At 36.4% G+C, this 21,122-nt stretch carries 15 protein-coding genes and 1 riboswitch; of the genes, 1 reads left to right on the forward strand and 14 read right to left on the reverse strand.

Features of this window, described 5'->3' with window-relative positions:
• Positions 1 to 761: 761 nt before the first annotated feature.
• The 7 genes from ACEWK1_RS10225 to ACEWK1_RS10255 all read right to left on the reverse strand — a co-directional run bounded on the left by ACEWK1_RS10225 (position 762) and on the right by ACEWK1_RS10255 (position 10,614).
• Positions 762 to 2,156, reverse strand: a complete 1,395-nt coding sequence (locus ACEWK1_RS10225) for an aldehyde dehydrogenase (RefSeq protein WP_416636157.1) — start codon at positions 2,154 to 2,156, stop codon at positions 762 to 764.
• A 123-nt stretch (positions 2,157 to 2,279) separates the two neighbouring features.
• The gene (locus tag ACEWK1_RS10230; protein ID WP_353056984.1) at positions 2,280 to 3,506 is read right to left on the reverse strand and encodes an MFS transporter; all 1,227 of its coding nucleotides are present in this window, start codon (positions 3,504 to 3,506) and stop codon (positions 2,280 to 2,282) included.
• Between the two features lie 84 nt (positions 3,507 to 3,590).
• Positions 3,591 to 4,430 carry an undecaprenyl-diphosphate phosphatase gene (locus tag ACEWK1_RS10235; RefSeq protein ID WP_251397772.1) on the reverse strand — a complete coding sequence of 280 codons (840 nt, stop codon included), beginning with the start codon at positions 4,428 to 4,430 and terminating at the stop codon, positions 3,591 to 3,593.
• Between the two features lie 63 nt (positions 4,431 to 4,493).
• On the reverse strand, positions 4,494 to 5,552 hold the full coding sequence (locus ACEWK1_RS10240) for a GGDEF domain-containing protein (protein WP_416636158.1): 1,059 nt from the start codon (positions 5,550 to 5,552) through the stop codon (positions 4,494 to 4,496).
• Between the two features lie 58 nt (positions 5,553 to 5,610).
• Positions 5,611 to 5,695: riboswitch (cyclic di-GMP riboswitch) on the reverse strand.
• 155 nt (positions 5,696 to 5,850) lie between these two features.
• A complete protein-coding gene (locus tag ACEWK1_RS10245; protein WP_212137533.1) occupies positions 5,851 to 6,828 on the reverse strand; it encodes a ring-cleaving dioxygenase in 978 nt (325 codons plus the stop codon).
• 210 nt (positions 6,829 to 7,038) lie between these two features.
• Entirely contained in the window at positions 7,039 to 8,757 is a 1,719-nt protein-coding gene (gene cysI / locus ACEWK1_RS10250; RefSeq protein ID WP_121663410.1) for an assimilatory sulfite reductase (NADPH) hemoprotein subunit, read from the reverse strand.
• A gap of 27 nt (positions 8,758 to 8,784) precedes the next feature.
• The gene (locus tag ACEWK1_RS10255) at positions 8,785 to 10,614 is read right to left on the reverse strand and encodes an assimilatory sulfite reductase (NADPH) flavoprotein subunit (RefSeq protein WP_121663411.1); all 1,830 of its coding nucleotides are present in this window, start codon (positions 10,612 to 10,614) and stop codon (positions 8,785 to 8,787) included.
• Between the two features lie 327 nt (positions 10,615 to 10,941).
• Between ACEWK1_RS10255 and ACEWK1_RS10260 the strand changes: the two genes are divergently transcribed.
• Complete coding sequence (locus ACEWK1_RS10260) at positions 10,942 to 12,336, forward strand: amidase (protein WP_121663412.1); 1,395 nt, start codon at positions 10,942 to 10,944, stop codon at positions 12,334 to 12,336.
• A 36-nt stretch (positions 12,337 to 12,372) separates the two neighbouring features.
• Here ACEWK1_RS10260 and licT read toward each other — a convergent pair whose 3' ends face one another.
• The 7 genes from licT to sda all read right to left on the reverse strand — a co-directional run bounded on the left by licT (position 12,373) and on the right by sda (position 21,038).
• Positions 12,373 to 13,203: a BglG family transcription antiterminator LicT gene (gene licT / locus ACEWK1_RS10265; protein WP_121663413.1), complete on the reverse strand. Its 831-nt coding sequence runs from the start codon at positions 13,201 to 13,203 to the stop codon at positions 12,373 to 12,375.
• Between the two features lie 239 nt (positions 13,204 to 13,442).
• Complete coding sequence (gene ascB, locus ACEWK1_RS10270) at positions 13,443 to 14,864, reverse strand: 6-phospho-beta-glucosidase (RefSeq protein WP_416636161.1); 1,422 nt, start codon at positions 14,862 to 14,864, stop codon at positions 13,443 to 13,445.
• Between the two features lie 71 nt (positions 14,865 to 14,935).
• Positions 14,936 to 16,834: a beta-glucoside-specific PTS transporter subunit IIABC gene (locus tag ACEWK1_RS10275; protein ID WP_212137524.1), complete on the reverse strand. Its 1,899-nt coding sequence runs from the start codon at positions 16,832 to 16,834 to the stop codon at positions 14,936 to 14,938.
• Between the two features lie 271 nt (positions 16,835 to 17,105).
• The gene (locus ACEWK1_RS10280; RefSeq protein WP_416636164.1) at positions 17,106 to 17,750 is read right to left on the reverse strand and encodes a histidine phosphatase family protein; all 645 of its coding nucleotides are present in this window, start codon (positions 17,748 to 17,750) and stop codon (positions 17,106 to 17,108) included.
• A 167-nt stretch (positions 17,751 to 17,917) separates the two neighbouring features.
• A complete protein-coding gene (locus ACEWK1_RS10285; protein WP_416636166.1) occupies positions 17,918 to 19,804 on the reverse strand; it encodes an ATP-binding protein in 1,887 nt (628 codons plus the stop codon).
• Positions 19,805 to 19,994: 190 nt separating this feature from the next.
• Positions 19,995 to 20,723, reverse strand: coding sequence for a LytR/AlgR family response regulator transcription factor (locus ACEWK1_RS10290; protein ID WP_121663418.1), 729 nt, complete (start codon positions 20,721 to 20,723; stop codon positions 19,995 to 19,997).
• A 144-nt stretch (positions 20,724 to 20,867) separates the two neighbouring features.
• On the reverse strand, positions 20,868 to 21,038 hold the full coding sequence (sda, locus tag ACEWK1_RS10295) for a sporulation histidine kinase inhibitor Sda (RefSeq protein WP_162987459.1): 171 nt from the start codon (positions 21,036 to 21,038) through the stop codon (positions 20,868 to 20,870).
• Positions 21,039 to 21,122: the final 84 nt, after the last annotated feature.

Raw genomic sequence — 21,122 nt, forward strand, 5'->3', positions numbered from 1 at the left:
CTGTCCCGATTCCTCCACTATCGGGACACATTTCGATCCCATGACCTAATTTGTGTCCAGATTCCTCTACTATTGGGACACATCTTGATCAATTGACCTGTTTTTTGTCCCGATTCCTCTTCTATCGAGACACACCTTGATCCCATGACCTGATTTCTGTCCCGATTCCTCTACTATCGAGACACATCTTGATCCCACGACCTGATTTCTGTCCCGATTCCTCTACTATCGAGACACATTTCGATCCCATAATCTAATTTGTGTCCCGATTCCTCTACTATCGGGACACATCTTGATCCCACGACCTGATATGTTTCCCGATTCCTCCACTATCGGGACACATTTCGATCCCATGACCTGATTTCTGTCCCGATTCTTCTACTATCGGGACACATCTTGATCCACGACCTGATTTGTGTCCAGATTCCTCCACTATCGGGACACATTTCGATCCCATGACCTAATTTATGTCCCGATTCCTCTACTATCGAGACACATCTTGATCCCACGACCTGATTTGTGTCCCGATTCCACCACTATCGAGACACATTTCGATCCCACGACCGGTTTCTTGTCCCGATTCCTCCACTATCGGGACACTTTTTAATCCCCTAACCTGTTTCTTGTCCCGATTCCTCTTCTATCGAGACAAGGTTTGCACTCCAGAACTGATCCTTGTCCTGATTCTGTCTTTCTGCGTGCAATTCTTGTTTGTTAACTTTCATTAAAGAGACCTCTCCCTTCCGAAGTCAGAGTCTCGCTTATTTCATTAACCTCTTCATTAATTTCAACCCATTTTTTGCATTAGGATATCGAAAATGAAAGTCAAATCGATTTGTTTGTTTGAGGACACTTTTATAATGTGAAAATGCTGTAAAGCTCGATTCACCATGGTAGGTACCCATACCGCTTTCTCCGACACCTCCAAAAGGAAGATACGGGGTAGCAATATGCATAAGTGTGTCGTTAATACATCCACCACCGAATGATATAGATTCTGTTACCTTCTTCTCCATTTCTTCAGATGTCGTAAATAAATACAAAGCTAACGGCTTAGGACGATCTGTTACAAAATCAATCACAGTACGGATATTTTCATATTCAAGCACAGGGAAGATTGGTCCGAAGATTTCGTCTGTCATAACACCAGAAGTCATACTTTTCGGTTCTAACAAAGTTGGCTCTATTTTCAAGCTCTCCTCGTCAGTGTCGCCTCCAAATAATAGTGAACCGTCCGACAAATAGTTCTTTAATCGATGAAAATGACGATCATTTACAATTCTTGTAAAGTCCTCATTTTCTAATGGTTTATCTCCATAAAAATCTACAATAACCTTCTTCATTTCAGTTAGGAACAAATCCTTAACTTTCTTATGAACAAATAAATAATCAGGAGCAATACAGGTCTGACCTGCATTAATAAATTTACCAAAGGCAATCCGTTTTGCAGCCAATTCAATATTTGCTGTTTCATCTACGATACAAGGACTTTTTCCACCCAATTCAAGTGTAATTGGAATTAATCGTTTAGCAGCAGCTTCCATTACGGCTTTTCCAACAGGGACACTTCCTGTAAAAAAGATATAATCAAACTCTTGATCTAGTAAATAAGTCGTCGTTTCAACACCACCTTCAAGTACAGCTATGTATTCAGAAGAAAAGGTGTCTTCTATCATTTCAGCAAGCAATTTTGAAGTGTGCGGGGTTAATTCTGAAGGTTTTAAAACCGCTGTGTTTCCTGCTGCAATTGCACCAATTAAAGGAGCAAGTTGTAGTTGAAAAGGATAATTCCATGGAGCTATAATAAGCGTTACTCCATATGGTTCTGCCACTTTAAACCCCTTTGAGCCAATATGTGTTTTGGCTGTTTTTACTTTTTCCGGCTTCATCCATTTATGAATATGTTTTAATGTAAAGCTTATTTCCTCTAAAAGAAATCCGATCTCAGTGACATAGGCCTCTGTTTCTGATTTATTTAAATCCCGTTTGAGAGCGAGGCATATCTTCTCTTCATTTTTTCTAATTTGTTCAGCAAGCTTCTTTAGCATATTCACTCGAAAATCTTTTGATTTTGTTTGTCCTTTGCGAAAATATTCCTTTTGCCTTCTTACAGTATTTTCGACTGTAGTAAGTGATTGCTCCTTTATCTGTGTCATAAAAAAGTCCTCCTAATACGCTTCATCACTTATTGTTAATATAGACATCTTACATTCTTAGTGTCAAAAAGAGGTGTGCCTAATGCTATAGAAAGAGACTTAATCTTGTGATTAAGCCTTTTATTACAGTGACTGTGCTCGCTTGCCTTGCACAGTAGTGTTCATAAATCCCCATTTCATTGATAAGATCATCCCTATGAATCCAGCTCCACCAGCCGTTAAAAACACTGAAACATAGGCACCTTCATGACTAAACAGACCCGCAATAAATGGACCAAGAAAAATACCTAATGCATAAATTGCTTGAAAGAGACCCATTGCAGTTGCACGTTTATTGCTTGGAATCGTTTGAATGGCCATGCCCATTAATAATGGTATCGTCATTCCTTGTGCAAATCCATTTAAAGCTTGAGATACATATAGAATAGGTAGACTGCTAATAAACGGTATTATAGCAGAAAATATACATGTACCTAAAAAGCCTATTATTAATATTGTCCATTTTTGAAAACGAGCAATCAAATAGCTACCTGTCACAATCGGTGCAATAGCATGTGGTATCATGAAACTAAACACAAGAAAAAGCAATGTTTCACTTTCGGCACCTATTGTTAGAGCATAATCAGGGGTAAAGCCAAACATCGTAATAAATAAGACTGCATGAGCAATTGCAGATAAAATGGCTGCTTTTAACACAATCTTTTCTCTAAAAACTTCTGTCAGTTCGTGTTTTTCAATCTTCTTAGTATTCTTTTCACCGCTTACCTCTCTCACTCGTAAGGAAAGTATAATCCCTATCGTACCAATAACTCCACCTAACCAAAAAGGTGCCTTCCAACCCCAATGACTAACAAGATAACCACTTAGGCCCATACTAATAAGCTGAGATGATACTGTTATAAACTGAACATTCCCCATTGCTTTTGTTGTGTCTTCTTGTTTAAAATAACTAGCATATAATACGGTAAAAGCCACCCACATCGAAGCAGTTACACCTGAAACAAACCTGGCTAATAACGCAAAGCCAAGGCTGTCTGTTAAAGCAAAACCAAAACAGCTAATGACCCCTGTAATGAGTCCGATCATGACAAACGGCTTTCGAATTTGTAGTCGATCTGAAATAATCCCTACCGGAAGACGTAGTAAAATTTGCATGATCCCATAACTACCAACAATAAACCCTACTAATGTATAAGTCCCACCTAAAAAATCCAAATAAGAAACAAACACTGGAACATAAATATACAGAGAGAACCAATAGATAAAGGTTATGATAATAAATAACATATGGTCATAGACTGAAACTTTATTAACGTTTATAACACGATACCTCCTAAAACAAACTTTCATCCTTATATGTATGTTATCTTTTTTTCACATATTTTTAAATGATAAAAAGCCTGTTCCATATTTCTCTAGAACAGGCTACCAAAATTAAAAGTATACAATCCATATCACAATAACTAATAAAATTCGATAAATCGCAAAGGGCATTAACTTGATTTTATTAATGAGCTTTAGGAAAAAGCGAATTGAAAGAAGGGCAAATACAAAGGCACTAATAAATCCTGCGATAAAAAATGGCATGGCTTCAATAGAAAAGTATTGCCAGTTTTTCAAAAGAGAGATCGCGCTTGCTCCCGCCATGATTGGTACTGCCATAATAAAAGTAAAATCAGCTGCAGCACGGTGGCTCATTCCGAGTAGAACTCCTCCTGAAATGGTTGATCCAGAACGTGAAAATCCAGGCCATAATGAAAGACATTGTATTAATCCAACAGAAAATGCTTGTTTATAAGTAATTTGATCAACTGTCTCAATTTTTACTTCCTTTGGACCAAAAAGATCGGCTGCAATCATTAAGACTGCCCCAACAACTAAACCGATTAACACAGTTGTAATAGAAAATAAATGTTCATCAATATAATCCTCGAAAAGGACACCTAGCACACCGGCTGGGATTAAGCCTACAATGACTTGAGTAAGCTTTAAACGACTTGATCCTTCCGTAGATTCAGCTGTTTTTTTGCTCAATCTACCTAAACCCAACATTTGGATAAAGCGGTCCTTAAAGACGACCACTACAGCTAAAATGGAGCCTAGTTGTATAACAATTTTAAACGTATTTGCTACATATTTACCTAAAAAATCTTCCGATTGTAACCACATATCATCGACAATAATCATATGACCAGTTGAAGAAACGGGTGCAAATTCAGTTAACCCTTCTACTAAGCCAAGTATAACAGCCTTTAAGAGTGTAAGAATATCCATCTTGTAAGCTCCTATCATTCTTTTAATCGTTAAACCACAAAAGTAAGTATAACGTTAAAATTGTCAGGAGGGAATCTCTTTTTTATTTTCGCCTTGCTCACCAAACATCATAATTTTATTTCGCCCACTAGCCTTTGCTGAATACAAAGCTTGGTCTGCCTGTTCTAATACTAGTTCAGCTAGTTGGCCCGGTTGAGACTCGGATATACCAAAGCTTGCAGTAAGTTTTCCTACTACCTTAAACTGATGTTGGCTAATTAAGAGTTTTAGTTTTTCAGCTAGCTTTAATGTTTTATCAATCGTCTCTTTTTTTGTAATGACAATGAATTCTTCTCCACCCCACCGAGCAAAAAAGTCACTTTTGTTTAAACCACAACTAATGATCCTAGAAATTTCTATTAAAACTGAATCACCAACACTATGTCCATACTGATCATTCACTTTTTTGAAATAATCAATATCAAAAAAGATAATAGAATACGTTTTACTTTCAGAATTAAGCTTTTCAAACAACTGGTGAACAGCCCGTCTATTCTCAATACCGGTTAACATATCTTTAAAAGCCATTTGCTCAAGCATTGAAGTCCTAACAGATGCATCAAGGCCTTTTCTAGCGAAAAAAAGTATAACAATATAAACAAACATTGCTAACTGGTAGTTTATAAGTGAGTTGATCATATCAACCTGTATAATGCTCAACGAAGATAGAATGATTGCTGTTGTCATAGACCATAAAACAATGGATAACACGATTCCGTAAATTCCATAGAATGTAATAAAAATATAAATATAAATCATCGGTGTCCAAATTGCAGCATCACTAATTGAATAATGTTGATTCTGAACACTTTCCACATGTAAAGACCAGTATGTTAACAATAAGTGAACAATAGACACTGATATAAAAATTGTAAGTTCAACGACTCTAAAGAAAATTCTCTTCAAGATTAAAAAGTAGGAACTTATAAAAAGGATTAAGTATGAAGCTATTATAGTTCTATCTAGAAAGTTAAATTCATTCCAACTAGGAAGACCAAATAATAGAGCCAGTAAAACAATAGGTATGACATATAAATACAGCTTTCGTTTTTGATTTTCAAATGTTGATAGATCACTATACAAGACCGTCATCTCTCCTAAAAAAAGAACTAATCCACCGATTAGTTCTTCTTTATATTAAATCGGTAACTGGCAAGCATATTCCTCAGAACTTAGCCCCTGTAGCTTTGCGTCTCTACCTTTCAGTAGATTTGCCCTTAACTATTTAGTTGGAGTTGAGAAATACAGGAATATATTCCTTGATACTTTTTACCTATAAACCTATTCTATACTAATATGGATAAATCTACAAGTAATATGAATTCTTTGTTTATAGCTATTTTTAAAAAGGAAAACCTATAAAGGTTCTCCTCCTTTTTTCCTATTCCTTTACGATCTCCTTTGTACTACGAACAGTATCAATTGGACGAACCAGCTTTTCAATTTGTTCCCGTTTTGGCTCTAGAAATGGAGGTAATGACAGCTTTTCTCCTAGAGTTTCATAAGGTTCATCTCCCATAAAGCCTGGTCCATCAGTTGCAAATTCAAAAAGTATATGGGGTGCAACTCTTGCATATAGTGATTCGAAGAAGTGACGATTCACATAGCCTGAAGTTGGAAAACCGATGCTTTGCATATGACTAATCCACTCTTCTAACACTACGCGGTCTTCAACACGGAAGGCAACATGATGAACAGTGCCATAGCCCTGAATTCCATGAGGGAGTACATCATTATGCTCTAAAATGACCTGTGCTCCATTTCCCCCTTCGCCAACTTCAAATAGGTGAAATGATCCTTCCTGTGCCACTTCCTTAAAGCCAAGTGCTCTCTCTAGTACCTCTTTCATTTGTTCCACATTATTTACTCGAATGAAAATAGGTCCTAAACCAGTAATAGCATGCTCTAGAGGAATCGGCCCTTTTTGCCATGGTGTACCAGAGGCAACTCCTTCATTTTTTTCATCTGAAATTAATTGATATTGTTGATCATCGAAGTCTACAAAGGATAATGATTTTTTCCCAAACTGCTCTTTAATTCCTGTGTGTTTAACTTCCAGGCGATCAAAACGTTTTACCCAATAATCCAATGAAGCATCTGTTGGAACTCGAAATGATGTTTTGGAAATTTCATTTGTCCCGTGTACTCCTTTTGGAATTCCAGGGAAGTCAAAGAATGTCATGTCAGTCCCTGCACTTCCTACATCATCAGCAAAAAATAAGTGATATGTCTGGATATCATCCTGATTTACAGTTTTCTTAACTAAACGCATTCCTAACACATATGTGAAGAACTCATAATTTTTCTCAGCACTACTTGTTATAGCCGTTACATGATGAATACCTTTTAATTGATTCATTGTGATCCTCCATTATTTTGTATTGTTTATATTTTAACTACAAGTTGTTAGTAACATTCCTCACAAAATATCTCTAAATAAAATATCTTGAATTAAAGATAATATATCATAGAAAAACCTTTTTTTCAAACAATAGATAATCGGCTTACTTCCAAGGCCAATTCATGAATGTATAAAAAAAGACAGGGATCCCCCTGTCTTTTTCCTATATTAATCGTGGAAGTTCGTTCCGTCTGTTGTTTCTCCGATAATACCTGCGCGAATGACAAAGTCCCCAAAGTGCTCATTTTCTTCACGTTCCTTCGCATAGCGAGGGATAATCGTATTTAGCTCTTTTAAAATTTCTTCTTCACCAATGTTTTCACGGTACATTTTGCTTAAACGGCTTCCGTCATGTGCTGCACCAAGATACATATTGTATTTACCAGGTGCTTTACCGATAAAGCCGATTTCACCTAATGCGTGACGGGCACATCCGTTTGGACAGCCTGTCATACGAATGGTAATTTCTTTATCTTTTAAACCGTTTTGATCCACAATCTCATCGATTTTATCAATTAATTTTGGTAAGTAACGTTCTGCTTCAGCCATTGCTAGACCACATGTTGGTAAAGCAACACATGCTAATGCACTACGACGTAATGCCGAATAATGCTTACCATCAGTTAAACCGTATTTTTCAATAAGTTCACTGATTTTTTTCTTTTTCTGACTTGATACATTTCCAATGATCAGGTTTTGGTTTGCTGTTAAACGGAAGTCACCTGTGTGAATTTTAGCAATTTCTCTAATACCTGTCATAAGCTTGTAGTCGTCATAATCTGTTACACGTCCACCTTCAATAAATAGCGTGAAGTTCCATTTTCCTTTCACACCTTTTTCCCAACCATAGCGATCTCCGTTATGATCGAAAGTGAATGGCTTCGCTTCTTCTAAACTCCAGCCAAGACGATTTTCTAACTCTTCTTTTACGTTTTCAAGTCCTAGGCGATCGACCGTATATTTGAAACGTGCATTTTTACGTACAGAACGATTTCCATAGTCACGTTGAATTGTAATAATCTTTTCTGCTACATCATAAGCCTGTTCTGGTTTAATGAAACCAATAACTTTCGCAAGCTGTGGATATGTTTCTTTATCACCATGACTCATTCCCATACCACCGCCAATTGCTACGTTAAAACCAACAAGCTTGTCGTTTTCAACAACGGCGATATAGCCTAAGTCTTGAGAAAAAATATCCACATCATTTGATGGTGGTACCGCAATACCAATTTTAAATTTACGTGGTAAATAAAGTGGACCGTACATTGGTTCTAGCTCATCAGTATCTGGTGTACCAGCTACTCTTTCTTCATCAAGCCATATTTCATGATAAGCTCTTGTACGTGGTAATAAATCATCACTTAATTTTTTCGACCATTCGTACACTTCTTGATGGACGTTCGATTGATACGGATTTGCCACACACATTACGTTACGGTTAACGTCCCCACATGCGGCGATTGTGTCTAACAATGAAGCATGAATACCTTGAATCGTTTTCTTCATGTTCCATTTTAAAATCCCATGCATTTGGAACGTCATACGAGTTGTTAGCTTTAACGTACCGTTTCCGTATTTTTGTGCAAGGTCGTCCATAACAAGCCACTGGTTTGGTGTTGCAACACCACCAGGTAAACGAACACGTAGCATAAATTGATAAGCTGGTTCTAATTTTTGTTTTTGACGCTCATTTCGAAGATCACGGTCATCTTGTAAATAGCTGCCGTGATGCTTCATTAAGCGGTTATCATCATCTGAAATACCTGAGCTTAATGGCTCTAGCATAGATTCTTTAAGCGTTCCACGCAAATAGTCACTTCGTTCTTTAATACCCTCAACATCACTTGGTGGGCCTTCTGGTGCTTTTAATATTTTGTTCGCCATGTTGCTAGTCTCCTTTCAATCAAAAAATCAATATACATCGCGTTGATAGCGTTTATTTTGTTTCATATCTGCAAGGTAGGCTTCCGCTTTTTCACGGCTTAATCCGCCTTCTTTTTCAATAATTTCGATCAGTGTATTGTTAACATCTTTCGCCATATGATTTTTATCACCGCAAACGTACACAACAGCCCCTTCTTCAAGCCATTGGAACAACTCTTTGCTGTGCTCTTGCATGCGATTCTGTACATAAACCTTCTCTTCTTGATCACGTGAGAAAGCAACATCCATTCTCGTTAACACACCGTCTTTAATCCATTTTTGCCATTCTGTTTGGTAAAGAAAGTCTGTTACAAAATGTTGATCACCGAAGAACATCCATGATTTACCTTCTGCACCGATTTCTTCACGCTCTTGCATAAATGCACGGAACGGCGCCACACCAGTACCAGGTCCGACCATAATAATTGGCGTATCAGGATTTTGTGGTAGTCTAAAGTTTTGATTTTTTTGAATATACACGGGTAATGTATCACCAGGTTGTAGACGCTCTGCTACTTGGGTTGACGCCACACCTTTACGATGACGACCATGTGTTTCATAACGGACAGCCCCAATTGTTAAGTGAACTTCATCAGGATTTGCAGCTAAGCTACTTGCAATAGAGTATAGACGAACTGGCATTTTGCGTAGAATACCAGCAAATTCCTGTGCAGAAACTTCCCATGGACCAAAGTCACGAATTAAATCTAGTAGGTCACGACCATCAATATATGCTTTTATAGAATCCCTGTTTGATACAAGTGATTGTAAATCTTTATTAGAATTAAGCTGTGCTGCTTTTTCAACAACAGGCTTCGTTAACGTGGCAATTTCAACCCTTGAGCTTAATGCCTCTTTCAATGTTACTTCTTCATTATTCACTGTAACTTTTTCATTTGCATCCCATTTTACTGCTTCAAGAATAAGGTCAACAAGTTCAGGATCATTTTCCGGGTAAACACCTAGAGCATCACCTGGCTCAAATGTTAGTCCAGATCCTTCTAAAGATAACTCAAGATGACGCGTTTCTTTGTTAGAGCCTCGACCATTTAGGTTTAGGTTTTCAAGCACCTCTGCTTTAAAAGGGTTTGTTCTTGAGTAAGCTGATTCTAAAGCTTGAGGAGCAGGGGCAGCTGCTTCTTGAGCTTGAACAGGTTCTACTCCCGCCGCCCGAGCTTCATCAAGACCAGCTAAAACTCCTGCAATCCACTCAGATGCAGGCTCATCAAAGTCTAAATCACAATCAATACGTGGATAAAGACGAGTTCCACCAAGATCTTCTAAACGTTGATCAAATTCTTTTCCTGTATGGCAGAAAAACTCATAAGAGCTATCACCAAGCGAAAGAACTGAATAGCGAAGTTCATCAAGCTTTGGAGCTCGTTTGCCATGTAGGAATTCATGGAAAGAAATTGCATTATCCGGTGGATCTCCTTCACCATGTGTACTTACAACGATAAGAAGATTCTCTACCTTCTTCAAGCTGTTTGGTTTAAAATCACTCATTGATGAAACAGTTACTTTATAGCCACGACTCTCAAGTTCTTTTCCTGCTTTATTTGCAAGACCTTGGGCATTACCAGTTTGAGAACCAAATAGAATCGTAACATCTTTAGATACAGGTTTAACATTTACTGGCGCAGCAGCTTCTACTACCGGCGCTTCGGGAGCAGCCGTAACATTAGCAGAACCAGCTTGTGTAGCAGCTAGATACCCACTCAACCAGACTTTTTGAGATTCCGTCAAGGTTGGCAGAAGACGATTTAGGAGCTCTACTTGCTCCTGATTAAACGGACTGTTCATTACCTGAAGTTGCAACAAAATCCACACCTCACAAAATTTACTTGTACAAATTATTCATAATTACTAGTTTCCATTATTTCAGTCTCACTGACAAGTGAAAAATATAATTCATTTTACCACAACTCATTATTCCTATCAATAAAGTTGGAATTTAATTGTGTGAAGAATGAAAAAGTTTTTGACAAGTTTGTGAGGATTGATGTTGTTTATTATTTGATACTTTTTGTTAAAAGGAAAACTTTGTTCGTTATATAATAGAGTCATAGTAAAAATTTATAACATAAATCCTCTTAAAAATACCCGTACTAAGCCAAAAAGTACCTATTCAAGGAGGCTTCACCTATGCACCAGTTAAAATGGCTCGATGCCACTGAACAGGCTCAGCTTATTAAAACCAAACAAATTACAGCTGCAGAATTACTTTCTTATACAATTGACTTAATAGAAGAGTTAAATCCCAAATTAAATGCCATCACACATAAATTGTATGAAAACAGGTTACCATCACCTGAATCAGGTCCTTTTTCAGGTGTTCCGTTCCTCATGAAGGATTTAGAATTCTTTGCAAACACTCCGTACACAGCAGGATCTACATATCTTAAAGACTTTATTGCCCCAGCTGATAGTGAATATTCATCAAGAATCCGTCATCAAACGGGGCTTATTACAATTGGAAAAACAAATACGTGTGAATTTGGACTAGTACCAACTACTGAGCCTTTACAATATGGTCCAACGAGAAATCCATGGAATCTAGCTTACACAGCTGGAGGCTCAAGCGGAGGGGCAGCGGCTGCCGTTGCAGCTGGAATGGTTCCGATGGCACATGCTTCGGACGGGGGAGGATCAATTCGAATTCCCGCATCTTGTTGTGGAGTTTTTGGCCTTAAAGTAAGTAGAGGTAGAATTCCAAAAAACCCTGATCCGGTTGGCCTCGGAGTTAATCATGTTATTACGCGGACTGTTCGAGATAGTGCGGGACTTCTTGATGCAACATATGGAAACCATCCTGGTAATCCATTCTATGTATCCCAACCAAGTGATTCATTTGTCACTGAATCAACCAAAGAACCGAGAAAATTAAAAATAGCTGTTTTAAAAACCGGTTTTAATGGTAAAAAGATTCATCCTGATTGTGAAGATGCTGTTTTAGATGCAGCAAATCTCTGTCAATCGCTAGGTCATGATGTTGAGGAGGGATCTCCTACTATTAATGTTGATACATATAACCGAGCATTCCAAGTGCTTTGGCAATCATCCTTTTCACAAGGAATACATTCTTTAACAAATTTAACTGGAAGAGCTCCGAAGCAAGAAGAACTAGAACCTTATACTTGGGAAGCTTTACAATGCGGTAATTCATACAGAGCAACAGAATATCTTGCTGCGATTAGTTACATGCAGCAAGTAACTAAAGAAGTGGCTCAATTTTTCAACAACTACGATCTCCTGTTAACCCCAACTCTTAGTGAGCCGCCTTTAAGAATTGGTGAGTTATGTTATCCAGGTAATATAGAGGGGTACGTTAACAGACTAAATGAATGGGTTCCCTACACTCCACTTGCAAATACAACAGGCTGTCCGGCGATGTCCGTTCCATTATTTTGGAATAAAGATAACTTACCTATCGGTGTTCAGTTTATGGCACCGCTTGGAGATGAAGCTACTCTGTTTCAGCTTGCAGGACAGCTTGAGAAAGCACGGCCTTGGAAGGATAAAAAACCTACTATAATATAGAAGAAAGTAGACGAAAAAATCGTCTACTTTTCCTTTTTATCGATTAATAACCCTTTCAATATGAATGGTCAAATATAGCTTCTCATCATTCGTTAACTCATAATCAAATTGTCTTTTCACATAATCATTAATTTTTTCCGTGCATTCATAAGCTTGTTTGTGTTTGTTTTTTACAGCTTCAAACAGAAAGTCGTCTTCACCTTCCATGTAAGTTTTGCTATACAGTCTTTGAGCAAAGAACTTCAAATGAGTGACAAATCGGAAGAAGTTAAGCGACTCTTCGTTAAAATCCATCTTAAAGTGATATTTAACAATTTTCAAAATGTCTTGCATCGTTTTTGTAATGTTTACGATATTAGGCATTTCCTCATTAAGTTCTGCATTTACAATATGCATGGCAATAAAACCAGCCTCATCTTCCGGTAATGTTACATGAAGCTTTTCCTGAATCATACCTAATGCTTCTACTCCAAGAGAAAATTCATCTTTATAGAGTTTTTTAATTTCCCATAGCAATGCATTTCTTATGTCGAGACCTTTTTTATTACGTTCAATGGCAAAATTAATATGATCTGTAAGAGATACATAAATGCTATCATTTAATTCTCTTCCAAGCTTACTTTTTGCCTTTTTAATGATGTCTTCTGTTACTTCCATAAGCTCAAGTGAAACTTCATATAATAATGTTTTAAAACGTTCCGACATATCTTTATTTTTCAGTGTGAACACTTTCTCAATTTTGTCATCATCTATTTCATCACCAGGTCTTTTTTGAAAAGCAAGACCTTTTCCCATAATAACAAGCTCTATCTTTTCTTCATTAAATGCACTTACAACATTATTGTTAAATACTTTTTCTATTTTCATATAACCACCTAAACTTTTTATGGTTTATTTGTCAAACAGATTTTCTCGTATAAGCTCTACTTTACCGTATTATAAGTTATACCATTCTCCATGACCACTTCTAAAGATTATAGGAGAAACCCTGTACTAATAGAAGGAAAGCTGTTGTCAGCTTTCCTCTTATTTCATCATGCCCCGAAAGTATTCTCCATTGGCATATCACATGCTTGAACAATCTTTTCTTTTGATCTCGCAACTTCTTAAAGTGTTTCACCATTACTTTCAATTACTTTTTTATACCAATCAAAGCTTTTCTTCTTAGTTCGTTGTAGTGTACCATTTCCTTCATTATCTTTGTCAACATAAATATAGCCATAGCGCTTTTTCATTTCTCCAGTCGAAGCACTCACAATATCAATTGGACCCCAACTTGTATAGCCAATAATCTCTACGCCATCATCAATGGCTTCACTCATTTCCACAACGTGCTTTTTCAAATAGTCAATACGATAGTCATCGTGAACTTCACCATTCGCAGTTAGCTTATCAATAGCACCTAATCCATTTTCAACTACAAATAATGGCTTTTGATAGCGATCATATAATTGATTCGCTGTAATACGGAATCCTCTTGGATCGATCGTCCAACCCCACTCTGATTTTTCTAAGTACGGATTTTCAATCGATCCAAACACATTCCCAGATGTCATATTATTAACTTCTGGATCTGTACTAGTTGCACGGCTTGCATAATAACTAAAGCCGATATAATCAACGGTATGATTTTTTAAGAGCTCTTCATCTCCATCTTCCATTTCGACCGTTATGTTATGATCTTTAAAAAATCTCTTTGCATACCCTGGATATGCTCCACGTGATTGCACATCAATGAAAAAGAATGATTCACGATCTTTCTCCATTGCATCCCAAACATCCTCAGGGTTACATGTGTACGGATAAGTCATACCAGCAGCAAGCATACAGCCAATCATCGCCCCTGGGCTGATTTCATGACATGCTTTTACAGCAAGCGCACTAGCAACTAATTGGTGATGTGCAGCTTGGTATTTTATTTGTTCTTTATTGTCTCCTTCTTTAAAAACAAGGCCAGCACCTACAAATGGTAAATGTAATAACATATTGATTTCATTAAATGTCATCCAGTATTTTACCTTGTCTTTATAACGTTTAAATAAAGTTGTCGCATAGGTTTCAAATAAAGATACCAGCTTACGATTTTTCCAGCTTCCATAGTTTTCAACCAAGTTAACTGGTACATCAAAATGGGCAATGGTTACAACAGGTTCAATGTTATTTTTTAATAGTTCATCAAAAAGATCATCATAAAACTTTAACCCTGCTTCATTAGGCTGCTCGTCATCACCATTTGGGAAAATTCTTGCCCATGAAATAGATACACGTAACGCTTTAAAACCCATCTCTGCAAAAAGGGCAATATCTTCCTTATAACGATGATAAAAATCTATTGCCGTGTGGGATGGATAAAATTCGCCTTCAAGTGGTTGGAAAGAAGGAAGATTACCAAACATGATATCCCATCGTTTTTCTCCTGTAGGTAGTAAATCAACTGTTGTTAATCCTTTTCCACCTTCGAGATAGGCACCTTCTGTTTGATTGGCAGCAATCGCACCGCCCCATAAAAATCCTTTTGGAAAAGCCATGAAGAAAACTCCTTTTCATAAAAAATGAGGGAGAGAACGACTTAAAAGACGATCTCCTCCTTAGATAACATTTAATTGATAGTAAAAACACAGTCCCCAGTTTTCACTTGTTTCTCTGGTGTTAAGTTAATATTAAACTCTTTATGATTCGTTACCACAACAGGTGTTGTTAACGGTTTACCCGCTTCTTTAATCTTATCCATCTCAAATTCTATTAAGAGTTGCCCTTTTTCAATACGTTCACCTTGAGCAACATGGGCTGTAAAATACTTTCCTTCTAACTGTACTGTATCCATACCGATATGAATCAGAATATCTACCCCAGTTTCAGTCGTGATACCAATTGCATGATTAGTCGGAAACAAAGCAGTCACGATACCAGAAGCAGGAGCAAGCAGCTTTCCTTCGCTTGGCTCAATTGCTATACCATGCCCAAGAGCACCTGATGCAAATGCTTCGTCTTCAATCTCTGATAATACCTTCACATCACCTGTTAAAGGACTGATGATTTGTTCTTTTTTAGCATTTGGAGCTGTTGTTACTGCTACTTCACTTTGAGTATTTTCAGTTGCTTCATTTTTAGCTTTCCCCATTCCGAATAGATACGTAAGGATAAAGCCTAGACCAAAGGCTACAGCGAATGAAATCAACATTGCCCAAAAAGCAAATGTAATACCATCTGTTGGACTAATAAATGATGGAATTCCGAAAACTCCAAGACCACCTACCATATAAATCTTTGAACCAGCTGCACCGATAATCCCCCCACCAACAGCAGCTGCAATACAGCTAATGATAAATGGCTTTTTAAGCGGTAATGTAATACCATAAATGGCTGGCTCTGTTACACCGAAAATACCAGAAATAAATGCTGGAATACTTAATGTTTTCAACTTTTGCTGCTTTGTTCTAATCCATACTGCCAAGACTGCACCAATTTGTGCAAATGAAGCAGCAAAAGTAGTTGCTAATACTGGGTCCGCTCCCATTGTTGTAAGGTTGTTAATCGCAATTGGTACAAGACCCCAGTGAAGACCAAAGATAACAAGTAACTGCCATAATCCACCTACAAATATCCCTGCAACTAGCGGGCTTAGATTATAGATAAATAGGGTTGCCATTCCTAAAAGATTACCTAACCATGTTGCGATAGGTCCAATGATGATAAATGTTAAAGGAACAACAATTAATAATGTAAAGAATGGTACTAAGAATGCTTTTACTACACTTGGAATAATTTTTTTCAAACGGTTTTCTACAATTGCTGCGAAATAAGATGCTAAGATAATTGGAATAACAGAAGATGCATAACTCATTAAAATAACAGGTACACCTAAAAATGTAATATGAATTGGTGATTCAAACATTGTTCCTGCGAATAATGTGTACAGCGGCTCACCTGCCGTTAATCCTGATAACGTTGGATAAACTAATGAGCCCCCAATCGCCATTCCAATAAATGGACTTCCACCAAATTTTTTAATCGCTGTATATCCTAAGAAAATTGGAAAGAAGTAAAATAGAGAATCGCCAATTGCATTTAAAATTTGATAAGTTCCTGATGTATTCTCTAACCAACCTAATGCTAGAAATAGCGCATTAAAACCTTTGATCATCCCTGTTGCAGCTAATACGCCAAGTACAGGTGTGAATATACTTGAAATTATGTCAATTAAACTTGATTTTTGCTTTTCTTCATCATCACTAGCTTGTGACTGTCCTTGAAAACCACCAACATGTAATACTGCTTGATAAACATCCGGTACATGATTCCCAATAACCACCTGATATTGTCCACCGCTTTTCATAACAGTTACAACATCATCCATATTTTTAAGGACTTCTGTATTTGCTTTTGATTCATCTTTTAATTTAAAACGTAATCTAGTAATACAATGCACGACACTGGAAACGTTTTCTTTTCCGCCGACATTAGAAAGTATATCTTTAGCCAACTGCTCGTATTTCATGAGCTGTCCCTTCCTTCATCTTAATTTTAGACAAATAAAAAACCTGAGCCGAATAGCACACAAATATCGCGAATATTGTGTCTCTATTCAGTCCAGGTTATGCCCACTTAAGGTAACATTCCTATAACGGAATATGTGTTATTTATTTGTTATATGTAATTTATCACGGGCAAAATCGAATGTCAACGCTTTCTTTTAATTTTTTTATAGCTTACTAGACTTTGGAACTAAATGTAAAAAAGAGATCTCTCATGACCTCCTTTTTTCATAATCAACTATTCGCTTTTAATAGCTTACTTCCTTTTTCTCTAAAGCTTGTGTCACCAATCTTTTCAACGTAAGGTTTACCATCAACAAAATTGACAACCGAAACACTGCAATTGTCATGAACCTTAAACTCTTTGCTGTTTGTTACTTGGATGATATAGTTACCAATTGTTACACCATGAGAAAAAATTAAAATGTTTCCACCATCTTGAGTATGTTTTTCTACAATTTCATTGATTGCTTGTTCAGTTCTCGCAAACAACTGTGCATATGTTTCACCTTCAGGAGCACAGGCATTGATATCAAGTGAAAATAATTTTTCAAGAGCATCTCCATAAAGAGTAGGAATTTCATCCTCCAACAAAGCCTCTAGTACACCAAAGTTCATTTCCTTTAATCGTGCATCTGGATTTAAAGGAATGTCACGATCACCAATGGCAAATTTAGCTGTGTCGAGTACTCTCTGGCTGTCACTTGCGTAGGCTGCGATAAACTCAATATCAGATAATCCCTTTCCAACTGATTTAGCTTGTAAAATCCCTTTTTCGGTAAGTGGAGAATCACAGAATCCTTGCATTCTTCTTTCTACATTATATTGAGTTTCTCCATGGCGGACAAAATAAAGAGTTAATTTGTTTTCAGTTAGCATGCATGAACACGTCCTTTTTCAGTCTCGGTCTCTGAAAGATTTTACCCTAATAATGACATTATGACCATTATAATCCTCTTCTAATGGTGTCACAATGAAAACATACTTTACCCTTAGAACATAGAAAAAAGCATAACCATAATGGCTATACTTTCTAGCTATATAAACTATATAACAGTATTCTCTCGATTATAGGCGATATACTTAATCGTACTCTCAAGCACATTACGTATTTCTTCTATGTGAATTGGTTTTTTAATGTAAGCATAACAGCCTTCTTCAGAAGCCTGGTTTATCGTAGATTCCATTGCATCCGCACTAACAGCTATAACAGGAATGTCCTTTGATATAGGGTTTGATTTAATATGCTTTAATGCATCTAGCCCATTCATATCCGGCAACGTAATGTCTAGTAAAATAATATCAGGCTTTAGTTCTATGGCTTGTTTTATTCCATCTTTTCCAGACGTTACACACTGTAAATCGATCGTTTGAATGATACGTAGCATTGATCTCATTACGTCAATATTGTCGGTGTTATCCTCAATATATAAAACTCGTAAAGGTTGGCTTAATGGGATCAATGGCTCTTCATCTATATTTTGCCCACATACTTCAGACTGTTTATTCAACTTTTTAAAAGAAACCCAGAAAGTTGAGCCTTTCCCCTTTTCTGTTGTCACACCGTAGTTACCATTCATTCTCTTTGTTAGCTGTGATACAATCGCTAGCCCGATACCTGTACCTTTCCAGTTATTCATCGTATTTTTACTTCTATAAAAAGGCTCATATATAAGATCAAGATCTTCTTGCTCGATTCCGATTCCACTGTCTTTAACATTAATCTTTACTTCTTCACTATCAGTTTCCTCATCACAATAAATATGAACCGTTCCATTTGTTCTGTTATACTTCAAAGCATTATCCAATAGATTTGTAATAATTTGTGTAAAACGAACTGGGTCTGCTTCTATGAAAAGCTCTGATGGAACACCTTCTAAATGGATATCGATATCAGAGGTATTTGTTTCAAGAATAGAGCCTACACAATCTTCTAGAAAAGATTTGACTTGAATTTCTTCTTTGTGAATATTCACTCTACCCGTATCAATAGCCGTAAAATCTAATATCTCCTCTATTAAATTCAGTAATTGTTCAGATGCATTATAGATTCTAGATATTTTTTGATTCAAATCTGGATAATTTTTATTCATCAAAAGAATTTGTGAGTAACCTTGAATCGTATTAAGAGGAGTTCGCAAATCATGACTCATTTGTGATAAAAAGACGGTTTTTGCAAGATTAGCTTTCTCTGCATTTAATTTTTCTAATTCAAGAAACTTTTCACGCTCCATTTGACGGGCATTCCCAATTAACAGCTCTTCATTTTTCTTTTTCAGCAAATTATTTTCTGTTTCTAATTGTTGGACCCTCTCTCTTTCTGCTGCTGAAAATGAAATATATTTTGTATGATAAAAAGGGGACTTCTCAATTGCTTCATCCACCATGACATACTCATGAATTTTTAATAACTCATTTTGAAAAAAAGCAGGTGTAATAAAGGCATTATAAGCACACACCGAGATCGTATTACTTCCCTGCAATAGTCGATCTACTTGACTCTCATAATTCCTTATTTCACTTATTGAAGAATCATCCGCTAATACTTGTCCCCAAGTTCGTGTTCTTATTCCCTTTTCAACATTTATCTGCAATATTTCCTTTAACTGCTTAAAACTCTCATCTGCCTCAAATCCTTTTTCTGAAAGGTAAAAGTCATCAATAGGCATGTAATCTACTAAGTTCATTTCTTCTTCTGAATATCCACTACTTACTAAAAGGTCAGATAGAGTTTTATATACACTCTTTTCTTCTACAAACAAGATTTTATCCTGATGTTGTATACCTTGACTAATAAATTGATAAGCATGCTCCAGATACTTTTTCTCATCATTAAACATATATAAAATGTGAGCACCTTTTCCATCTAAATTATTAGTAAACTCCTTTAAAAAAGGCACACTTTCCCACTTAGGTGTTTTTCTTTCTTTCATTTGCCATCCCCCGTCCTAATCTAGTTACTATGTTAATCAATCATTTGTTATCGTAGAAGAAAATATCTTTGGAAGTAGTTCATAAATTTAACAAAAACTTCAAGTCTTATAAATTCATAAATTGGAACAGCAAATAAGCCTCTTAATCTGTAAAATACATAAAAAAACTCTAAGTATCTCCCTCATGGAGTTATTTAGAGTTTTCAAATGAAAGTGCATGATATAACTTGTTTTTCTGAAGTTTAGATACATGGGCGTAATGGGGATAATTTCGAAAATGCACAAAATGTGTATCACCTTCAAATGTTAGATGTGATACATAGTTTAAATTCACGATAAACGACCGATGTGTTCTAAAGAAGTCATGATTCAGCTTTTGCAAAATTGTATCTAACGACTCATTTGTTTCATACTTCTGATCTACTGTATGAATAATGGTTTTTCGACTATCTTTTTCTATTAAAACGATTCTAGAAAAATGAATAAAATGTGAGGTACGGTCTACGGTTATCGGTAAAATTTGTTTTCTTTCTACCTTTTGATTTGAAAGTAATGCGTTTTTAGCTCTTTCTAGCGCGATATATAACCTCTCTTTTTTTATAGGTTTCATCACATAGTCAACAGCATGTAAATCAAAAGCACTTACAGCATACTGATCATATGCCGTAATAAAAACAAATTGTAATTCAGGGGAAATTTTAAGACATGATGAAATGGCATCAATACCATTTAATTTTGGCATATGAATATCAGCAATAATAAGATCAGGCTTTTTATTTATATTAATATCCAATAAATTCTCACCATCTTCAGCTATCCCAACAACCTCAAAGCTATCCAGTGGCTCTAAGAAGGCACTGATGATTTGCTGAGAATCAAAGTTGTCTTCTGCAATAACTACCTTAATTTTGGGATCCACGACATGACCTCCTTCACCGGTTGATCATCTACTTTTAACTGAATCTCCTATTATATTGTAACATGATAAAATTGCTTACTTAGTAGGAAATATTACCAACTGCATGAATAAACAAGATATTCAACCAATACTAGTTGAAGCTTTTTACGTATTACTTGCTTTAAACACTGATTCAGAAATGATCTTACTTTTCGCCCTATCAGGGTTCCTACGATCAATTTCTTCTCTTAACATCATGATAAAGTTATGATCTAATTCATAAAGAACAGCATCCTCATAGGCATGTAATAGTTGATTATAACTTAATTGCCGCATTTTTAAAGTCTCCTTTAAACAGAAATACATAGTATGCTCATTCTCTATTTTACTATTATTAAACATTCATACCTCTCAAGAAGA

Source organism: Metabacillus sp. YM-086, from assembly GCF_048059995.1.
Lineage (GTDB): Bacteria > Bacillota > Bacilli > Bacillales > Bacillaceae > Metabacillus > Metabacillus litoralis_B.

What these genes read in the sequence shown, in the direction of transcription:
- ACEWK1_RS10235 (WP_251397772.1), bottom strand. Translation starts at nt 4,430, where the DNA reads ATGGATATTCTTACACTCTTAAAGGCTGTTATACTTGGCTTAGTAGAA.
- ascB (WP_416636161.1), bottom strand. Translation starts at nt 14,864, where the DNA reads ATGGCTTTTCCAAAAGGATTTTTATGGGGCGGTGCGATTGCTGCCAAT.
- ACEWK1_RS10280 (WP_416636164.1), bottom strand. Translation starts at nt 17,750, where the DNA reads ATGCTAACTGAAAACAAATTAACTCTTTATTTTGTCCGCCATGGAGAA.
- ACEWK1_RS10285 (WP_416636166.1), bottom strand. Translation starts at nt 19,804, where the DNA reads ATGAAAGAAAGAAAAACACCTAAGTGGGAAAGTGTGCCTTTTTTAAAG.
- ACEWK1_RS10275 (WP_212137524.1), bottom strand. Translation starts at nt 16,834, where the DNA reads ATGAAATACGAGCAGTTGGCTAAAGATATACTTTCTAATGTCGGCGGA.
- ACEWK1_RS10230 (WP_353056984.1), bottom strand. Translation starts at nt 3,506, where the DNA reads ATGAAAGTTTGTTTTAGGAGGTATCGTGTTATAAACGTTAATAAAGTT.
- cysI (WP_121663410.1), bottom strand. Translation starts at nt 8,757, where the DNA reads ATGGCGAACAAAATATTAAAAGCACCAGAAGGCCCACCAAGTGATGTT.
- sda (WP_162987459.1), bottom strand. Translation starts at nt 21,038, where the DNA reads ATGCGGCAATTAAGTTATAATCAACTATTACATGCCTATGAGGATGCT.
- ACEWK1_RS10225 (WP_416636157.1), bottom strand. Translation starts at nt 2,156, where the DNA reads ATGACACAGATAAAGGAGCAATCACTTACTACAGTCGAAAATACTGTA.
- ACEWK1_RS10260 (WP_121663412.1), top strand. Translation starts at nt 10,942, where the DNA reads ATGCACCAGTTAAAATGGCTCGATGCCACTGAACAGGCTCAGCTTATT.
- licT (WP_121663413.1), bottom strand. Translation starts at nt 13,203, where the DNA reads ATGAAAATAGAAAAAGTATTTAACAATAATGTTGTAAGTGCATTTAAT.
- ACEWK1_RS10245 (WP_212137533.1), bottom strand. Translation starts at nt 6,828, where the DNA reads ATGAATCAATTAAAAGGTATTCATCATGTAACGGCTATAACAAGTAGT.